Source organism: Pseudomonas sp. GM60, from assembly GCF_000282415.1.
Taxonomy (GTDB): Bacteria; Pseudomonadota; Gammaproteobacteria; order Pseudomonadales; family Pseudomonadaceae; genus Aquipseudomonas; species Aquipseudomonas migulae.
The window spans coordinates 81,238-101,246 of sequence record NZ_AKJI01000049.1; the positions used below are offsets into that span (position 1 = coordinate 81,238).

The window sequence follows — 20,009 nt, forward strand, 5'->3', positions numbered from 1 at the left end:
GCAATCTGGGTTTTGCACCATTAGTTACACCGCTATCGCGAGCAGGCTCACTCCTACAATTTGATGTGCATTCCCCCTGTGGGAGCGAGCCTGCTCGCGATGAATTCGCCACGGTGCCACTGAAAAACCCATAAAAAAAAACGGAGCCCGAAGGCTCCGTTTTTTCATGCAACCAACCCGAAATCAGGCCAGTTTCTTGTGCCGTACACGATGCGGCTGGGAAGCCGCTTCGCCGAGGCGTTTCTTGCGATCGGCTTCGTACTCGGTGTAGTTACCTTCGAAGAACACTGCTTGCGAATCGTCTTCGTACGCCAGGATGTGCGTCGCGACGCGGTCAAGGAACCACCGATCGTGAGAGATCACAATGGCGGCGCCCGGGAAGTCCAGCAGGGCTTCTTCCAGGGAACGCAGGGTTTCAACGTCGAGGTCGTTGGACGGTTCGTCGAGCAGCAGGACGTTGCCGCCCTCTTTCAGGGTCAGGGCCAGGTGCAAGCGACCGCGCTCACCACCGGACAGATCCTTGACGAACTTCTGCTGATCGCCGCCCTTGAAGTTGAAGCGACCGACGTAGGTACGCGACGGGATCTCGTAGTTGCCGATGCGGATCTGATCCGAACCGTCGGAGATTTGCTGGAACACAGTCTTGCTGCCGTCCAGGTCTTCGCGGCTCTGATCGACGCAGGCCAGTTGCACGGTTTCGCCGACTTCGATGCTGCCCGAATCCGGTTGTTCCTTGCCCATCAGCATGCGGAACAGCGTCGACTTACCGGCACCGTTACCGCCGATCACGCCAACGATGGCGCCTTTAGGCATGGAGAACGACAGGTTGTCGATCAGCACGCGATCGCCATAGCCCTTGGAAACGTTCTTGAACTCGATGACCTTGTCACCCAGGCGTGGACCGGCCGGGATGTAGATCTCGTTGGTTTCCGAACGCTTCTGGAATTCCTGCGATTGCATTTCTTCGAAGCGTTGCAGACGTGCCTTGGATTTGGATTGGCGGGCCTTGGCGCCTTTGCGCACCCACTCCAGTTCTTCCTTCATGGCTTTTTCGTGGGCCGACTGTTGCTTGGATTCGGCAGCGAGACGATCGGACTTGGCTTCAAGCCAACCCGAATAGTTGCCCTCGTACGGGATACCGGCGCCGCGGTCGAGCTCGAGGATCCAGCCAGCAACGTTGTCCAGGAAGTAACGGTCGTGCGTGATCGCAACGACAGTGCCCGGGAAGTCGTGGAGAAAGTGTTCCAGCCAGGCGACGGAATCGGCGTCCAGGTGGTTGGTCGGTTCGTCGAGCAGCAGCATGTCGGGGGCGGACAGCAGCAGGCGGCACAGGGCCACACGACGTTTTTCACCACCGGAAAGGAATTCGACCTTGGCGTCCCAGGCCGGCAGGCGCAGCGCATCGGCGGCGACTTCCAGTTGGCGATCCAGGTTGTGACCGTCGCTGGCTTGCAGGATGGCTTCGAGCTTGGCCTGTTCGGCGGCCAGCTTGTCGAAGTCGGCATCTTCATCAGCGTAAGCCGCGTAGACCTCGTCCAGGCGTGCCTGGGCGTTCTTGATCACGCTGACCGCTTCCTCGACCACTTCACGCACGGTCTTGGTCGGGTCCAGGATCGGTTCCTGTGGCAGGTAACCGATGTTCAACTCCGGCATCGGACGGGCTTCGCCCTCGAACTCGGTGTCGACGCCGGCCATGATTTTCAGCAGCGTGGATTTACCCGAACCGTTGAGGCCGAGCACGCCGATCTTGGCGCCGGGGAAGAAGGACAGCGAAATGTTTTTCAGGATTTCCCGCTTCGGCGGAACAACTTTGCCCAGCCGATGCATGGTGAAGACGTATTGAGCCATGGAGAACCTTGGGTCAGTGACAGATGAATGATTGGAGCGCAGGCGATGCCCGGCCAGGCCGTGCGCGTCGACGACTGATAGGTATCAATGCTGCGCGCTGAAAAAACCTGATTCTAGGAGCTGGAACGCTCCCGCGTAACCGGCAAAGCTACCTTATTGACAGAAGGCAGTCCAGCCGGGAGGGTCTGGCACTTTGCCACAACTCAAGGCATGCTAGCCGCCCTCCGGGCGTCCGGCTTATAGTGCACGTCGCGCCAGTCCAGCTAAACCGCAGGATTACAGTTTGTCTAATGTCACTCCGCCCTTGACCACCCGTGCACCGACTGCTGTGTCCGGTTCCCCCCTGCGCGGAACATTAAAGGGCGCGCTGGCGACACTCGTGCTTTTGCTGCTCGCGTTGCTGTTCTGGCAACTGCTGGATCAGATGCGCGAAACCCAGAAAAACCAGCGCCAATACACCATCGACTACACCGCCGATCTGGCTGCGCAAGTCAGCCTGAACATGTCGCTCAATGCGCAGATCGCCCTCAACCTGCTACCGATCGTCGAACAGCCGCAAAGCGCCGACGAACAGCAGGAGCTGCTGCGCAAGCTGCAAAAGTCCTTGCCCGACCTGCGCAGCCTCGCGTTGTTGAGCCCCTCAGGGAAAGTCATCAGCGACACCACCGCCGACAGCGAGGACGCCGACTACCTCGTCGAGCTGGTACGCCGCAGCCGTACCCAGGCACATTATTTCAGCAACGCCGATAACGGTTCGGTGGTGCACCTGTTGCTGCATCAAGCCAGCGGCAGCTCTCGGGGCTATTGGGTCCTGCGCCTGACGCCGAGCTTTTTCTCGTCACTGACCAAACCAGGCGAGGCCGGGATCCGCCCATTGTGGCTGGTGGAAAACCGCGTCAATCACCAGGTCATCAGCCGCGATGATTCACAGCCCCTGGCCAAGCCGAGCGAGCTGACCGCAAATGATGTGGCCAACAGCGTGCTGACGGTTCCCCTGACCGGCAGCGACTGGCAACTGCGCGGGTTGTTCGACCGGCAACGTGTGATCGAAGAACTGCTGCCGGCGTTTATCGGTAAATGCCTGTTGGGGCTGGCGCTCTCTCTGCTGCCGCTGATCGCCCTGTTGAACATACGCCGTCGTCAGCGCCAGGTGAGTGAAGGTCGCCGGCGCTATCAGGATATTTTCGAAGGCACCGGCGTCGCTCTGTGCGTGCTCGATGTGTCTGGCCTCAAGAACGTCTTCGACAAAAACCAGTTGCTCAGCACCGAACACCTGCAAGCCTGGTTGGAAACCCCGGAACAACGCCAGCAGCTGTTGCAGGAACTGCGCATCACCGAGGTCAACCAGGTTGCCCTGCAACTGCTCAACGTCAATTCCTGCGAACAAGCCTGGAAGTTGCTGATCGACGGCAATCCGCTGGATGGCACCGCCATCGGCAATCAAGTGCTCGAAGCGGTACTCAATCAGCAGAAACAGTTTGAGCTGGAAATAAAGCTGCAAGACGCCAATGGCCGCGATCAGCACCTGTGGCTGGTGATGCGCCTGCCGGAAAACCAGGACGACTATAAAGCGGTGATCCTGAGCATCAGCGACATCACCAGTCGCAAGCTCATCGAACTGTCGCTGCTTGAGCGTGAAGGGTTCTGGTCCGACGTGGTGCGCACCGTGCCGGATCATTTGTACGTCCAGGACGTGATCAGCCAGCGCATGATCTTCAGCAACCATCACCTGGGCCAGACACTCGGTTACAACCGCACCGAGCTGCACCAGATGGGCGAGTACTTCTGGGAAATCCTGCTGCACCCCGAAGATGCCGACCACTACCACCGCGCGCGACAGACCCAGCGGCACGCGGGCTATACGCAATTGCTGCAATGCCAACTGCGCTTCCGTCACCGCAACGGCAAATGGCGGCGTTTCGATATTCGTGAACAGGCGCTGGCGCGGGACAAACACGATCAGGTCACACGGATCATCGGCGTGGCCAAGGACATCACCGAGCAGATCGAGGCCAGTGAGTCCCTGCGCGACAGCGAGCAGCGCTACCGGATGCTCGCCGAAAGCATCAGCGACGTGATTTTCTCCACCGACAGCAAGCTCTCGCTCAACTACGTCAGCCCGTCGGTGCAAGCCGTGCTGGGCTACGACACCGACTGGATTTTCCAGAACGGCTGGCAGTCGACCATTGCCAACCCGCAGCAGTTGAGCGGCATCTACAACCTGATGGACCGCGTCAGCAAAGCGCTGGGCAAACCCGACCAACTGGCGCTGTTGCGCAGCCAGGTGCAGACCCAACTGTTCCTGTTCGACTGCCTGCGTGCCGATGGGCGCAAGATACCAATCGAGTTGCGGCTGGTGCTGGTCTGGGACGAACACGGTGCCTTCGAAGGCGTGCTCGGTGTCGGTCGCGACATCAGCCAGCAACGCCGCGCCGAGAAAGACCTGCGCATGGCGGCCACGGTATTCGAACACTCGACGTCGGCGATCCTGATCACCGACCCGGCAGGCTACATCGTGCAGGCCAACGAAGCGTTCAGTCGCGTGAGCGGCTATGCGGTGGAGCAAGTGCTCGACCAGTTGCCGAACATGCTGACCGTCGACGAGCAGCAGGAAGCGCACCTGCGCTATGTGCTCAAGCAATTGAACCAGCACAGCACCTGGGAAGGCGAAGTCTGGCTCAGGCGTCGTAACGGCGAGCATTACCCGGCGTGGGTCGGTATCACGGCGGTGCTCGACGATGAAGGCGATCTGGCCAGTTACGTGTGTTTCTTCAGCGACATCAGCGAGCGCAAGGCCAGTGAACAACGGATTCACCGCCTCGCCTATTACGACGCCCTGACGCACCTGCCCAACCGCACGCTGTTCCAGGACCGCCTGCACACCGCACTGCAATCGGCGGAACGGCAGAAGTCCTGGGTGGTGCTGATGTTCCTCGACCTCGACCGTTTCAAGCCGATCAACGACTCCCTGGGCCACGCCGCCGGCGATCGCATGCTCAAGGAAATGGCCACGCGCCTGCTCGGTTGCGTCGATGACGACGACACCGTGGCGCGTATGGGCGGCGATGAATTCACCTTGCTCCTGCAACCGCGGGCCAACCGCGAAATCGCCCTCAATCGGGCGATTCACGTGGCCGAACAGATTCTCGCCAGCCTGGTGAAACCGTTCGTGCTTGAAGGCCGCGAATTCTTCGTCACCGCCAGTATCGGCATCGCCCTGAGCCCGCAGGACGGCAACGAACTCAGTCAGCTGATGAAGAACGCCGACACCGCGATGTACCACGCCAAGGAACGCGGCAAGAACAACTTCCAGTTCTATCAGGCGGACATGAACGCCAGTGCCCTCGAGCGCCTGGAGCTGGAAAGCGACTTGCGTCACGCCCTGGAACAGAACGAATTCGTGCTGTACTACCAGCCGCAATTCAGCGGCGACGGCAAACGCCTGACCGGCGCCGAAGCCTTGCTGCGCTGGCGTCATCCGCGCCGTGGCCTGGTGCCGCCGGGGGATTTCATTCCGGTGCTCGAAGAACTGGGCCTGGTGGTGGACGTCGGCGACTGGGTGATCAGCGAGGCCTGCCGTCAGCTCAAGACCTGGCATCAGGCCAAGGTGCGGGTGCCGAAGGTATCGGTCAACATCTCTGCCCGGCAGTTCTCCGACGGCCAGCTCGGCACGCGGATCGCCACTATCCTCAAGGAAACCGGCCTGCCACCGGCGTGCCTGGAGCTGGAGCTGACCGAAAGTATCCTGATGCGCGAAGTCAGCGAGGCGATGCAGATTCTGGCCGGGCTGAAAAACCTCGGGCTGAGCATCGCGGTCGACGACTTCGGCACCGGTTATTCGTCGCTCAACTACCTCAAGCAGTTCCCGATCGACGTGCTGAAGATCGACCGTACCTTTGTCGATGGCTTGCCGTCGGGTGAACAGGATGCGCAGATCGCCCGGGCGATCATCGCCATGGCCCACAGCCTCAACCTGGCGGTGATCGCCGAGGGTGTGGAAACCCATGAGCAGCTGGACTTCCTGCGTGAGCATGGCTGCGATGAGGTTCAGGGTTACCTGTTCGGGCGGCCGATGCCGGCGGGACGGTTTGAAGCGCAGTTCAGTAATGATGCGTTGTTCATGTTCGATTGAGGTTGTGCAGTGGGGCTGATGGCCCCATCGCCGGCAAGCCGGCTCCTACATTTGGAATGCGTTCCCCTGTAGGAGCCGGCTTGCCGGCGATGTGGGCGGCATGATCACCGCTGATCCCGACATGAAGCCCACTTGTCTGCGACATGATGCCCTTTCATATGCCATCTAAATCCCATTGGGTTAGAATGCCCCCCTTTTCTGCCCCGATCCTTGAGGACCGCCATGTTCAGCCGTGATTTGACTATTGCCAAGTACGACGCCGATCTTTTTGCCGCCATGGAGCAAGAAGCTCAGCGCCAGGAAGAACACATCGAGCTGATCGCTTCGGAAAACTACACCAGCCCTGCGGTGATGGAAGCTCAAGGCTCGGTACTGACCAACAAGTACGCCGAAGGCTACCCGGGCAAGCGCTACTACGGTGGTTGCGAGTTCGTCGACGTCGTTGAGCAACTGGCCATCGACCGTGCCAAAGAACTGTTCGGCGCCGATTACGCCAACGTTCAGCCGCACGCCGGTTCGCAAGCCAACAGCGCCGTTTACCTGGCCCTGCTGCAAGCTGGCGACACCATCCTGGGCATGAGCCTGGCTCACGGTGGTCACCTGACCCACGGTGCCAGCGTTTCGTCCTCCGGCAAGCTGTACAACGCCGTTCAGTACGGCATCGACGCCAATGGCCTGATCGACTACGACGAAGTCGAGCGCCTGGCCGTTGAGCACAAGCCGAAAATGATCGTGGCCGGTTTCTCTGCTTACTCGCAGATCCTCGACTTCCCGCGCTTCCGCGCAATCGCTGACAAGGTTGGCGCCTACCTGTTCGTCGACATGGCCCACGTGGCCGGTCTGGTAGCCGCTGGCGTCTACCCGAACCCGGTGCCATTCGCTGACGTCGTGACCACCACCACGCACAAGACCCTGCGCGGTCCACGTGGCGGCCTGATCCTGGCTCGCGCCAACGCCGACATCGAGAAGAAGCTGAACTCCGCAGTATTCCCGGGCGCCCAGGGTGGCCCGCTGGAGCACGTGATCGCCGCTAAAGCGATCTGCTTCAAGGAAGCGCTGCAGCCTGAGTTCAAGGCTTACCAGCAACAAGTGGTGAAAAACGCCCAGGCCATGGCCAGCGTCTTCATCGAGCGCGGTTTCGACGTGGTTTCCGGCGGTACTGAAAACCACCTGTTCCTGCTGTCGCTGATCAAGCAGGAAATCTCCGGTAAAGACGCTGACGCCGCTCTGGGCAAAGCATTCATCACCGTGAACAAGAACTCCGTGCCAAACGATCCACGCTCCCCGTTCGTCACCTCCGGCCTGCGCTTCGGCACTCCGGCTGTGACCACTCGCGGCTTCAAGGAAGCAGAGTGCAAAGAGCTGGCCGGCTGGATCTGCGACATCCTGGCTGACCTGAACAACGAAGCGGTGATCGACGCCGTTCGTGAGAAGGTCAAGGCCATCTGCAAGAAGCTGCCGGTATACGGCGCTTAATTGCATCGCTGAACCGCTGCGATAAAAAAACCGGCCAGTGATGGCCGGTTTTTTTTCGCCTGGGTTTTGTGCCACTCAGGCAGCAGCCGGTCTTGCAAACTCGAGGGACAACACATCAGGCAAACCGTCCGCCACAGCATGCAGCAGCGCCTGACCGACGCCCGCGATCCCGAGCATCAGGCCCGGATCAGGGATAGTGCGCTCATCCAGAAAATCTTCATTGAAGAAGTTCTGGGTCACCTGTGAGAGTGCTCGCTCCACCCGGGCGATACCCTGCTCATTACGTGTGTCGCGATAGAGTCTGAGCAAGCACATCAGATTGCCGAAGTCTCCATGACACAGACTATAACCAGACCCCAGGCCCTGCTCCCAGAGATGACGCTCACACCGCTCGGCATCCTGCTCGAGCACCGCCCTGGTATCGACGTCCAGCGCCTCACCCAGCGCCCGAGTCAGCCCGCGTCTGGAAATGAGAATGCCGGCGTCGCCATGACACCATTTGACGGTGGACGCTGACTTCGCGGTTTCACGCAGATCAAGCCAGAAACCATCGATTGTCAGGCGGTTTTCTGCCTGCAACACCTGCGCGATCAGCTCGGCCAAACCCGGCGCTTTCGTCACCTCCCAGACTTTTCCCAACGCGTGCAGAACGCCTGAAATGCCATGGGAGAAACCCGTCAACAGCGGCTTGCCCGTTGCCTTGAGCAACAGCGTTCCATTGTCCAGCGTCAGTGCTGACTGAATGGCTTGCGAGAACTTTTCGATCAAGGGCAGCAACGTTTCGCGTTTCTCCAATTGGTAGAGATTCACCAGAACCGTCACCGCGCCGCACCAGCCATGAATGAAGTCGAACTCATCACCCTCACGGGGAAAGTCGGCCAGTTGGAGCACTGTTTCGTCGATGCTTGCCTGATACGTCTGGCGGCCGGTCATGATCTGGTAGTTGACCAGAACGTATAAGTAGGAGGTCAAGCCGAAATAGGCGCTGACGGTCAGCTCGCTTGCAAAATGCCCTTGGGATTTACTGATACCCACGAGGATCCGCTCAGCCTCTTGCAGATAACGCGTCGCACCGCTGGCCCTGAACAGGCTCAAGTAAAAAATCGCCAGGCCTCCCATCCCGTTGTACAAACCACTACCCATGGGCGAAATGAAGTGGCGCCGGGTACGCGGGTGCGTATCCATGAACGTCCACGCCACATCGCCCTCCTCGCCCTCGACACGCGTTCGATCAATGATTCCGGCGATGGTCATCGCGTGTTCAAGGTAGTGCGCCCGGCTCAGGTCAGGCGCTGTTTTGAGGTGATGCTCCCGGTTGAGTGGCAAGGCTTCATTGGCCACAGGAAACAGGCACATCTGCACGATGTGTATCTGAAAGGCTTTGTGTTCGGGCGAAAGGTTTTCCAACTTGCGGCGGCAACTGTCGAACGGGCGCTCAATGGCCAAAGAAGCTACGGCTTGTCCATGCGCGTCCAGCAAGCTATTGGACAGTAAGGGCAAGGTAAAACAAGGAAAGTTGGCCTTCGCCAGATCGCTGATTTCATGCCTGGGAATCCCGTAGTCATTGAGCGTTTCGTTCAGCTCCGACCATAAGGTTGCCAGTAAAAGATCCCGCTGAAGCCCACAGCGGGTAAACCGTGGATGGAGCATCATCCCGATGAAATCAGCATAACGCTGGGTATTTTTGATCAGAACCCGGTTTTTCAACGACTGGGCATGCTGTTCGAGCAACTCAAGCACCGCACCGCGGTGGTTCATCATCTCGTCGTAACCCGCCTCAAAACCGAGAAAAAAGGCGTCCTTGTGATCCGTGACCGAATGCGTCCTGCTTTCGAAAACGGGCAGGTGCCGAATGACCGGGCGGCTGTGGGCGTCGATGGGCTTCAAACGGTACAAACGCTGCTCACGGACCAATTGTTTTTTTTTCGCGACGAACTGTTGCTGGCAGCTCAGACCACTGTAGTCATTGTCGGAGTCCGGCGAATTAGGCACGAATCCGCTTGCATACACTGATTGACTGTTGAGTTTGATGGTTTTGAACAGCGCACGGCTGTGAGGCAAATTGACCCTCAAGTCGACCATGACCGGCGTGAACAGGCATTCCAGATCGATCATCACCGGGCTGCTACCGCAGGCAATGATGTTTTCGTAGTGAAAGTCGATGCCGTTCAGCGCATGAATCACCGCGACCTGGGCGCCCAGACGCTGAAAAAAAAGTGACAGGTCGCTGTGGGTTTCACAGGCCCGGTTGTCGATTTTTTCAATCCAGCAATGATTGTCCAGTGACACCATGAGCGGTACGTAAACGGAGAAACAGGCCTCACCGCTGCGTTCATGCAGTTGCCTGAGCAATGCGCCGTAAAACAATGCTTCACGGTTACTCCTGGGTTTGTACATCAGTGCCTGATTGCCGATCTGCAGACAGCAGACGGTTTCGCCGTTGGCATGTGAGTCCCCGAGACCGAGGGTGATCGAGTCGATTCGTGTGTCGGGCAATGCGAAAGCGGTTTTAAGTCGTTGGCTATCGTCCGCGAAATGCCCGATCACCTTGTACAGGTAGGCCACCGTGTCTTCGATTCGTACCATGAGCAAGCGGGCCAGCACCGGGTATGAGCGGAGGAACGAGCTGAATCCATCGCCTGCCAGGGCCTGGTCAAACCCCTGCAGATCCAGATCGGCACCTTCGGTTATCTGGCTGTTTAACTGGTAAACCAGTGATTTCTCCGAAAAGCCTTTAACCAAGGCCGTTATATGCAATCGAATGCCGGAAAGAAAAAGCTCTGTATTAACCCACTCACTTATCGAATTGTATTTTGGATCACCTTCAAAGATACATTTAAAATACGCATACCACCGCGCATAAAAAATACTGAATACCTCCTGACTATCAAGCTCACTCTCGAACGACAACGAAGCAATAAGCTTTATCTTCTGCTCGAGCATTTCAATCGCTGGGGATTCTTTATTATTAGACGACGATGAAAGGCGATAACATTCGCCCAGAAGTGCTTGTCGATCGACACCAAAATATCGCCGAACAGCTTTATCGTCCTTATGCAAAAGTTCGAGGGTCTTGCGCAGGACGTCATGGTCTACCGCTGTTTTAACGCCCCCGATCAGTCGTTCATTGAAACTCAAAACATCAGTCAACATCGCCAACCACTCTCGACGAACAGCGCGGGTCAGAGACCCGCCCTGTATTATTTGAGGATCAGCAGGTGCAGCCGATAACGGTGCAGCCCAAGGTCTCGCACGAAACCATGGTGCACATGGTTTCCCCGCCGTTGATACCGGCACTACCAGAATTTACATAAGCTTCGAACTCGGCACCCAGTTCACCGGACAGATCCATAATGTGTTCTTGCATGAGACTTCTCCTGATAAAAAAACAAGTCGCCCTAGTTGGCGAAAGTTGAAGTTATCACTCACTGACCGACGGCACCCAGCCATTAAATAAAACCAAATGTAAGCCACTTGATCAACAATAAACTCTGACGCCTACACGAGTATCAACATAAAAAACAACGACGCTCATACATCCTGAAACAGATGAGCCTCAACCCAAAGAGAAAGACAACAAAACCGGAACTAAAAACATTTTTCAGAACTTAACAAAACAGCAATTCTTCCCTCATCACAACAAACTAAACTGATTCAACCTTAGTTTACGAACATTAAAATAAAACATTCACTTACAACTAGATGGCCATGTATGAGCTGTCCCTGCGCCGCTATCGCAGACAAGCTGGCTCCCGAAAGGATCTGACGTTGACCGCCTACACCACTGGTCAGACCGGTCATGCCAATTTTCAGGTTTTCACTTGTCATCGTAAAAAAATCCAGCGTAGACTGCGCCTGCACTGGACATACCGGTAAGACCACAATAATTAAGTCCTGAATCTGATGCGCTTATGCGTCGGCAGCCAGGACACCGACCAGGATTCCTCCCATGCTCAGATGGTGCTCGCGTTCAATCTTCCTTCAAGTGGTTCTCGGACTGGTGCTCGGCATCATCTGCGGGCTGACCCTTCCTGAATACTCCGCCCAGCTCAAACCCCTCGGCGACGGCTTCATCAAACTGATCAAGATGCTCATCGGCCTGATCGTGTTCTGCGTGGTGGTCAGCGGCATCAGCGGTGCCGGCGACCTGAAGAAGGTCGGGCGCATCGGCCTCAAATCGGTGATCTACTTCGAAGTGCTGACCACCATCGCCCTGGTGATTGGCCTGGTGTTCGCCTTCAGCACCGGCATCGGCAGCGGCGCGAACATTCATCTGGAGCAGCTGTCTGCCGCCGACATGGGCGACATCGCCCAGCGCGGCCAGCACATGCACACCACTACGCAGTTCCTGATGGACCTGATTCCAACCTCGGTGATCGGCGCCTTCGCCGACAACAACATCCTGCAGGTCCTGCTGTTTTCAGTGCTGTTCGGCAGCGCACTGAACCTGGTGGGCGAAGCCGCGTCGGGCATTTCCCGGCTGATCAATGAGCTGAGCCATGTGATCTTCCGCATCATGGGCATGATCGTGCGCCTGGCGCCGATCGGCGTGTTCGGCGCGATTGCCTTCACCACCAGCAAATATGGCCTGGACTCGCTGCAACACCTGGGCAGTCTGGTCGGTCTTTTCTACCTGACGTGTGTCGCGTTCGTGGCGCTGATTCTCGGCCTGGTGATGCGCCTGTCCGGCCTGCGCATGTGGCCGTTGCTCAAATACCTGCGCGAAGAACTGATGATCGTCATGGGCACCGCATCGTCCGACGCCGTGCTGCCGCAAATCATGCGCAAGCTCGAACATCTGGGCATCGGCAGTTCAACGGTCGGGCTGGTGATTCCCACCGGCTACTCGTTCAACCTCGACGGCTTTTCGATCTACCTGACATTGGCCATCGTGTTCATCGCCAATGCCACGGGCACGCCGCTGGCCATGTCCGATTTGCTGACCATTTTGCTGGTGTCGTTGATCACCTCCAAAGGAGCTCACGGGATTCCCGGCTCGGCGCTGGTGATTCTGGCGGCGACACTGACGGCCATCCCGGCGATTCCGGTGGTCGGTCTGGTGCTGGTATTGGCGGTGGACTGGTTCATGGGTATCGGCCGTGCGCTGACCAACCTGATCGGCAACTGCGTCGCCACCGTGGCCATCGCCCGATGGGAAAAAGACATCGATATCCAACGCGCAAACAAGGTGCTTTCCGGTCAGGTGGGTTATACCTTCCAGCCTCGAAAACCGGTCGCACCCGCGCACCAGCAGGAATTTTAAACAACGTGTGCCTGCCTTTGGGCGGGCACATTATCGCGACTTGGAGCGAACAGTGATTACCTCGTCAACCGTCGTAAATTCAGTAGTGGAAAAACTTCGTGCCGCGCTGGCACGTGGGCAATGGCGCTCCGGCGAGATGCTGCCGGGGCAACGTGAACTGGCCGAACAACTGGGCATCAGCCGCCCGAGCCTGCGCGAGGCGGTCATCGTCCTGGAAACCCTCGGCCTGGTGCGCTCGATGCCGGGCAAAGGCGTAGTGGTGCTCGATGCCCATCTGGCTGACAGCCAAAGCCACGACAGTGCAGTGGCCGGCGCGAGCCTGGAAGACGTGCTGCAACTGCGCTACACCCTTGAGCCGTTTATCGTCGGCCTGGTGGCGCAGTCGATCAGCAGCAAGGAAGTCGGGCAACTGCGCCTGACCCTGATGGACATGCGCGAAGCTCTGGAGGCGAACGACAGCGAAGCCGGGGTCAACGCCTACATCGCGTTCCACGAAGAGCTGTTCACGCTGACCTCGAACCCGATTTTCCAGAGCGTGGTACAGCAGACCAGCAACGCCCTCAAGCAAAGCGCCGAGGTGCTGCGCAACTCACCCGAGCATCTGGCCGAACGCCTCGAAGAAAACGAAGCCGTGGTGCGCGCGATCCGCAGCAAAAACAGCGCCCTGGCGAGTGCCGAAATGCGTCGGCACATTCTTCGCGAAGGCCAGCGGATGGGCATCGAATTGAATATCCCGGACGACAACCTCGGCAGTTGAACCCTCTTGGAACCGGAGACAGGCCATGAACAGCTTCGCTTCAGCGCAAACTCTTGTTGCCCTGCCCTTTCCCGCGCCGACGGATGATCTCTACTCGCGAGTCTTCGACGCCATTCTTGAACAGCGCATCGATGCAGCCAGTCGCTTTACCGAAGAAAGCCTGGCGCAGATGTTCGGCGTTCGCCGCAGTGACATGCGTGGGGTGCTGACGCAGTTGTCCCATCAGCAGATCATCGTGTTGCGCACTCACCATCGTCCCCGAGTCGCGGCGCTCGATCATGAGCAAGTCCGGCAGACGCTGCATGCGCGACGGCTGACCGAAACCACGGTGGTGCGGCTGGCGTGCCAGCAGCCCCGTGCACAAGGCTTGAAGTGTCTGCGTGGGTTGATTGATCGCGAGCGCCAATGTGCCGCGCATGGCTCGGCGATCAGGTTGGCGGGGGCGTTTCATCTGCAGCTGGCCGAAATGGCGGGGAATGCACCGTTGGCGCATTTTCTGGGCAGCCTGGTGCCACTGACTTCACTGGCGATTGCGCAGTTTGATGTATCAGTGGAGGGTTATTGCGATTGGCGGGTGCATTCCGCGATTCTGGATGCGGTGGCGCGTGGGGATGTGGCGAAGGCGGTCTCGCTGCTGAGCGGGCACCTGGATGATCTTGAGGAAATATTGTTGAACTCAGGACTTGGGCTTGGTCAGGATCGTGTTGCTGGTTAGATCGCTTTCGCGGGCAAGCCTCGCTCCTACGGATATCACCGACTGTAGGAGCGAGGCTTGCCCGCGAAGGCGTTATCACTGACGAACGAAATGATTCAATCTGCCGCCACCCGCGCAAACCCCTCGCGAATCTTCTCCTCCGGCAATTCATCGGCAATAAACACAATCACGCTTTCCCGCGCCTCGCCCTCTGCCCATTCCGTATCCCAATCGAAGCCGTACAACTTCAGCACCCCCTGAAACACCATGCGCCGCGGCTCGCCAAGGATGTTCAGCACCCCTTTGTAGCGCAGCAGCTGTTTGCCATGCTCTTCCAGCAGTTCGTTCATGAACTCGCTGAGCTTGTCGATATCCAGCGGCTTGTCGGTGCGCAGCACCAGGCTGGAAATGCGGTCGATGGAAGGCGCTTTGCTGACCGGGCGCAAACTCACGCCGCCACCCAGGTCGGCATTGAGGTTGAAGCCGCGCACATCGAGCAGTTCGGCCAGATCGATCTGGCCGTGGTCGACCACGCGAATCGGCGCGCGACGGTTGATACGGGTCAGGCGCTCGCTCAACGCAGTGAAAGTCGGCTCGTCCACCAGATCGCGTTTGCTCACCAGCAAGCGGTCGGCGAAACCAATCTGCGCCTGGGCGATGGTTTGTGTCAGGTGTACGTCGGCGTGCGCGGCATCGACCAACGTGATGATGCCGTCGAGGATGTAACGCTCACGCAGTTCTTCGTCGATGAAGAAGGTTTGCGCCACCGGTGCCGGATCAGCCAGGCCGGTGCACTCGATCACCAGGCGGTCGAAGGCGATTTCGCCGCTGTCCAGCCGTTCAAGCAACAGATAGAGCGCCTTGGTCAGGTCGGTGTGGATGGTGCAGCAGACGCAGCCGTTGGACAGCGTCATCACTTGCACCGGCTCGTCGCCCAACAGTTGGGTGTCGATGCCGGCGTCACTGAATTCGTTTTCGATCACGGCGATTTTCAGGCCGTGCTCGGCTTTGAGCAGGTGGCGCAACAGCGTGGTCTTGCCGGCGCCGAGGAAGCCGCTGAGGATCGTGACGGGGATGGGAGAGGACAACTGGAGTCTCCTGCTTTACAAAATTAGAAAACAACATAAAACAAATGTGGGAGCTAGCCTGCTAGCGATGGCGGACTGTCAATCAACAGTGATGTTGAATGTTCAGCCGCCATCGCCAGCAGGCTAGCTCCCACAGGGATTGCTGTTAACCCGACAACCGGGTCAACAGCACTTCGGCCCACCCTTGCCACCGTAACGGGCTTCCTGACGTTCCCGAAAGAACATTTCGTAGCTCATCACCGGTTTGTCCGGGTGTTTGGTCTGCATATGCTCGACGTAGTTGTCGTAGTCGGGCATGCCGACCATCAGGCGCGCGGCCTGACCGAGGTATTTACCGAGGCGACTCAGGTCATTGAACATGCTGCAATCCTCGATTACGCGTCCGGCAAGGCCTGGAATGGCGATTCTTTATCCGTACGCTCTTTTTTACCCCAGGCGGCAATGCCGACCTTGAGTGCATAGAACAGGATACTGAACACCACGAACAGGAACAGCGCGGTCAGCGTTGCGTTGGTGTAGGCGTTGAAAATCACGTGTTGCATCTGAGTGATGTCCTTGGCCGGGGCGAGGATCTGACCGTTGGCCAGCGCATCGCTGTACTTTTTAGCCAGCGATAGGAAGCCGATCGCCGGGTTGGCATCGAACAGCTTGATGAAGCCGGCGGTGGTGGTGCAGATCAACAGCCAGACCGCAGGCAGCATGGTCACCCAGACGTAGCGTTGGCGTTTCATTTTGATCAGCACGACGGTGCCGAGCATCAGCGCGATACCGGCCAGCATCTGGTTGGAGATACCGAACAGCGGCCACAAGGTGTTGATGCCACCCAACGGATCGATCACGCCCTGATACAGCAACCAGCCCCACATCGCCACACAACCAGCCGTGGCGATCAGGTTGGCGGTCCACGACTCGGTGCGTTTCAGCGCCGGCACGAACGAGCCGAGCAAATCCTGCAACATGAAGCGACCGGCACGGGTGCCGGCGTCTACCGCTGTCAGGATGAACAACGCTTCGAACAGGATCGCAAAGTGGTACCAGAACGCCATGGTGTTTTCACCCGGCAGGACACTGTGCAGGATCTGCGCGATACCGACCGCCAGGGTCGGCGCACCGCCGGCGCGGGCCAGGATGGTGGTTTCACCGATGTCCTTGGCCACCGTTTGCAGCGCTTCCGGGGTAATTGCAAAGCCCCAGCTGCTGACAGTTTGTGCAACCGCGACCACGTCACCACCGACGACGGCCGCCGGGCTGTTCATGGCGAAATACACGCCAGGCTCGATCACCGAAGCGGCAACCATCGCCATGATGGCCACGAACGATTCCATCAACATACCGCCGTAACCGATGTAACGGGCGTTGACCTCGTTATCCAGCAGTTTTGGCGTGGTGCCGGAAGAGATCAGCGCGTGGAAACCCGAGACAGCGCCACAAGCAATGGTGATGAACAGGAACGGGAACAGACCGCCCTTCCATACTGGGCCGGTGCCATCGATGAACTGGGTCAGCGCTGGCATTTTCAGCTCGGGCATGGTGACCAGGATGCCGATCGCCAGCGCGATGATGGTGCCGATTTTCAGGAACGTCGACAGGTAGTCACGCGGCGCCAGAATCAGCCACACCGGCAACGAGGCGGCCACGAAACCGTAACCGACCAGCATCCAGGTGATCTGCACGCCAGTGAAGGTGAAGGCCTTGGCCCAGACCGGGTCCGCGGCAATCTGCCCGCCGAGCCAGATCGAACCGAGCAGCAACAGCACGCCGACGATGGAGATCTCACCGATGCGGCCCGGGCGGATGTAGCGCATGTAGATGCCCATGAACATCGCGATCGGGATGGTCGCCATCACCGTAAAAATGCCCCACGGGCTCTCGGCCAGGGCTTTGACCACGATCAGCGCCAGCACCGCGAGGATGATGATCATGATCAGGAAGCAGCCGAACAGCGCGATGGTGCCGGGGATGCGGCCCATTTCTTCGCGGACCATGTCGCCCAGGGAGCGACCGTTGCGGCGGGTGGACATGAACAGGACCATGAAGTCCTGAACCGCACCGGCCAGCACCACACCGGCGATCAGCCACAGTGTGCCGGGCAAGTAGCCCATCTGCGCCGCCAACACCGGACCGACCAGCGGACCTGCGCCAGCGATGGCCGCGAAGTGGTGACCGAAGAGAATGTGTTTGTTGGTAGGGACGTAGTCCAGACCATCATTGTTGAGCACGGCGGGGGTGGCCCGTCGCGAATCGAGTTGCATCACGTTGTTAGCGATGAACAGACTGTAGTAACGGTACGCAACCAGATAAATGGCCACGGCAGCGACCACAATCCACAAGGCGTTGATTGCCTCGCCTCGGCGCAATGCCACTACGCCAAGGGCGCACGCTCCTACGATTGCCAGCAGCAGCCAGGGTAGGTGGCGTAGCGGGCTATTATTATTTTTCATTTTTTTATTCCAGCCAGGGTGGACAAGAAAGACAGCCACCCCGAGTTTAGCTCTCCTGACGGCAAAGGCCATACCCGACATTGGTCTAGACGCCTGTGTCAGCTGGCAGGCTTTGACAATGCGGGTCTATAGTCAGCGGACATTAAGAGGAATAAGCCATGAGCGAACACCCTGCCAATCGCCGCCGCTTCAAACGTATCGCGTTCGATGCCAAAACCGAGCTGTGCCAAGGGGAATTCATCTGGCCAGCGAAGCTTATCGACCTGTCGCTCAAGGGAATACTGATCGAGCGGCCCGAGCCATGGCTGGGCGACCCGGAAAAGATCTTTTCCGTCGACATTCATCTCAGCAACGACGTTGACATCAAGATGGATGTGCAACTGATGCACGATGATCCTCGCCATTTGGGATTCGTTTGCCGATACATCAGCCTGGAATCCATAGAACGCCTGCGCCGATTGATCGAGCTCAATCTGGGGGATCCGCAGGAGCTGGAGCGCGAGTTGGGCGCACTTATAGAGGTGTGAACCTCCCTTTGTAGGAGCCAGCTTGCTGGCGAAGGCGGCCTCAAGAACAACTCAAGGCCCCTTCGCCAGCAAGCTGGCTCCTACAAGGATTGGGGTTACTCGAACAATGCGTCGAGGGCCTGTTCGAGGCGGGTCACGGCAATAATCTGCAATCCCGGTGGAGACTCCTTCGGCGCATTGCCCTTGGGCACGATGGCCCGTTTGAAGCCGTGCTTGGCGGCCTCCTTCAAGCGTTCCTGCCCACTCGGCACCGGACGCACTTCGCCAGACAAACCGACTTCGCCGAACACCAGCAGGTCATGGGGCAATGGCCGGTTGCGCAAGCTGGACATGACCGCCGCCATCAGCGCCAGGTCGGAAGCGGTTTCCAATACCTTCACGCCGCCCACCACGTTGAGGAACACGTCCTGGTCGTGGGTCGGAATACCGCCGTGTCGATGCAAAACTGCCAGCAACATCGCCAGTCGGTTCTGATCCAGCCCCAACGTGACCCGACGCGGGTTGGCCAGATGGCTGTCATCCACCAACGCCTGAACTTCCACCAGCATCGGTCGGGTGCCTTCCCACGTTGCCATGACCACACTGCCCGGGACTTCTTCCTGTGCACGAGTGAGAAAAATCGCCGAAGGGTTGGAGACTTCTTTCAAACCCTTGTCGGTCATGCCGAACACGCCCAGTTCGTTGACCGCGCCAAAACGGTTCTTCACCGCCCGCAGCAAGCGCAAGCGACCGTCGGATTCGCCCTCGAAATACAGCACGGTATCGACCATGTGCTCCAGCACGCGCGGACCGGCCAGCGCACCTTCTTTCGTCACGTGGCCAACCAGGAAAATGGCTGTGCCACTCTGTTTGGCATAACGCACCAGCAAGGCTGCGCTCTCCCGCACCTGGGACACGCCGCCCGGTGCCGATTGCAGCTGCTCGGTGAAAATCGTCTGAATCGAGTCGATCACCATGACCTTGGGCTTTTCGACCCGGGCGGTGGCGATAATGGTTTCGATGCAGGTTTCGGTCATGACCCGCAGTTGATCCTGCGGTAATCCCAGGCGTCGAGCGCGCATGGCCACTTGCTGCTGGGACTCTTCGCCCGTGACATACAGCGCTGGCATGCTCTTGGCGAGGTTGCACAAGGTTTGCAAGAGGATGGTTGATTTGCCGATGCCCGGATCACCGCCGATCAGCACCACCGAACCATCCACCAGTCCGCCACCCAAGACGCGATCGAGCTCACTGGAGGCGGTGGAAAAACGTGGTATTTCTTCAACACTGACTTCGGCCAGGGTCTTGATCTGCGCCTGCTGGCCTGTCCAGCCGGTGCGACCGCTGGGAGCTGCGGCACCGCCGCTCTCGACCATGGTTTCGGTCAAGGTGTTCCAGGCCCCGCACTCGCCGCACTGGCCGGCCCACTTGGGGAAGGTTGAGCCGCACTCGGTGCAGCCGTACATGCGCTTGGCCTTGGCCATCTGAACTCCCGGCAAAAACCGCGATGATAGCTCAGCTGGGCTGGATCAGTGCGACGGAGTTACTCAATGGAGATTCGCTGCAACTTATTCGGTTCTCGAGACACCTACAGTGTTGCAACTGGAATAACTTGTACAACGCACCACTCAAATAACACTGTCAAACTTAAAATAAGCCCCCACAAAGCTATACACGCCATAGCACTCTAAAAATTTAATGTACAACATCATCCAAAAATAAATAATTTAATACAGAGAATCAAATAAATGGCTTTATGACATCGTGCACCCTGTGTTTTTTCCGGCCACTACTTTTTAACCAA

At 58.3% G+C, this 20,009-nt stretch carries 13 protein-coding genes; 6 read left to right on the forward strand and 7 right to left on the reverse strand.

The window, feature by feature from the left end; genetic code table 11:
* Nucleotides 1–183: 183 nt before the first annotated feature.
* Nucleotides 184–1,848: an energy-dependent translational throttle protein EttA gene (gene ettA / locus PMI32_RS15950; protein WP_008028865.1), complete on the reverse strand. Its 1,665-nt coding sequence runs from the start codon at nucleotides 1,846–1,848 to the stop codon at nucleotides 184–186.
* 283 nt (nucleotides 1,849–2,131) lie between these two features.
* On the opposite strand from ettA, the gene PMI32_RS15945 reads away from it, so the two are divergent.
* Together PMI32_RS15945 and glyA are read left to right on the forward strand one after the other, a co-directional pair.
* Entirely contained in the window at nucleotides 2,132–5,980 is a 3,849-nt protein-coding gene (locus PMI32_RS15945) for a sensor domain-containing protein (protein ID WP_008028867.1), read from the forward strand.
* Nucleotides 5,981–6,202: 222 nt separating this feature from the next.
* Nucleotides 6,203–7,456, forward strand: coding sequence for a serine hydroxymethyltransferase (glyA, locus tag PMI32_RS15940; RefSeq protein ID WP_008028869.1), 1,254 nt, complete (start codon nucleotides 6,203–6,205; stop codon nucleotides 7,454–7,456).
* Between the two features lie 75 nt (nucleotides 7,457–7,531).
* Here the strand turns inward: glyA and lanM are convergent, their stop codons facing one another.
* Together lanM and PMI32_RS30285 are read right to left on the reverse strand one after the other, a co-directional pair.
* Nucleotides 7,532–10,609 (reverse strand): type 2 lanthipeptide synthetase LanM, encoded by a 3,078-nt coding sequence (lanM, locus tag PMI32_RS15935; protein ID WP_008028872.1) that lies wholly within the window; start codon nucleotides 10,607–10,609, stop codon nucleotides 7,532–7,534.
* A gap of 58 nt (nucleotides 10,610–10,667) precedes the next feature.
* A complete protein-coding gene (locus PMI32_RS30285) occupies nucleotides 10,668–10,823 on the reverse strand; it encodes a hypothetical protein (protein WP_008028874.1) in 156 nt (51 codons plus the stop codon).
* Between the two features lie 582 nt (nucleotides 10,824–11,405).
* Between PMI32_RS30285 and PMI32_RS15930 the strand changes: the two genes are divergently transcribed.
* The 3 genes from PMI32_RS15930 to PMI32_RS15920 are packed head-to-tail and all read left to right on the forward strand — an operon-like array spanning nucleotide 11,406 to nucleotide 14,191.
* Complete coding sequence (locus tag PMI32_RS15930; protein ID WP_008028877.1) at nucleotides 11,406–12,719, forward strand: C4-dicarboxylate transporter DctA; 1,314 nt, start codon at nucleotides 11,406–11,408, stop codon at nucleotides 12,717–12,719.
* Nucleotides 12,720–12,771: 52 nt separating this feature from the next.
* Nucleotides 12,772–13,476, forward strand: coding sequence for a FadR/GntR family transcriptional regulator (locus PMI32_RS15925; protein WP_008028878.1), 705 nt, complete (start codon nucleotides 12,772–12,774; stop codon nucleotides 13,474–13,476).
* A 25-nt stretch (nucleotides 13,477–13,501) separates the two neighbouring features.
* Entirely contained in the window at nucleotides 13,502–14,191 is a 690-nt protein-coding gene (locus PMI32_RS15920) for a GntR family transcriptional regulator (RefSeq protein ID WP_008028880.1), read from the forward strand.
* A gap of 95 nt (nucleotides 14,192–14,286) precedes the next feature.
* Here the strand turns inward: PMI32_RS15920 and yjiA are convergent, their stop codons facing one another.
* The 3 genes from yjiA to PMI32_RS15905 form a co-directional block, all read right to left on the reverse strand.
* Complete coding sequence (yjiA, locus tag PMI32_RS15915; RefSeq protein WP_008028882.1) at nucleotides 14,287–15,258, reverse strand: GTPase; 972 nt, start codon at nucleotides 15,256–15,258, stop codon at nucleotides 14,287–14,289.
* Between the two features lie 162 nt (nucleotides 15,259–15,420).
* On the reverse strand, nucleotides 15,421–15,618 hold the full coding sequence (locus tag PMI32_RS15910) for a YbdD/YjiX family protein (RefSeq protein ID WP_007895266.1): 198 nt from the start codon (nucleotides 15,616–15,618) through the stop codon (nucleotides 15,421–15,423).
* Nucleotides 15,619–15,632: 14 nt separating this feature from the next.
* Nucleotides 15,633–17,699, reverse strand: a complete 2,067-nt coding sequence (locus tag PMI32_RS15905) for a carbon starvation CstA family protein (RefSeq protein ID WP_008028884.1) — start codon at nucleotides 17,697–17,699, stop codon at nucleotides 15,633–15,635.
* Nucleotides 17,700–17,857: 158 nt separating this feature from the next.
* Here PMI32_RS15905 and PMI32_RS15900 point away from each other — a divergent pair, with 158 nt between their 5' ends.
* A complete protein-coding gene (locus tag PMI32_RS15900) occupies nucleotides 17,858–18,226 on the forward strand; it encodes a PilZ domain-containing protein (protein ID WP_008028886.1) in 369 nt (122 codons plus the stop codon).
* A 95-nt stretch (nucleotides 18,227–18,321) separates the two neighbouring features.
* Here the strand turns inward: PMI32_RS15900 and radA are convergent, their stop codons facing one another.
* Nucleotides 18,322–19,689 carry a DNA repair protein RadA gene (gene radA, locus PMI32_RS15895; RefSeq protein ID WP_008028888.1) on the reverse strand — a complete coding sequence of 456 codons (1,368 nt, stop codon included), beginning with the start codon at nucleotides 19,687–19,689 and terminating at the stop codon, nucleotides 18,322–18,324.
* Between the last annotated feature and the right edge of the window lie 320 nt (nucleotides 19,690–20,009).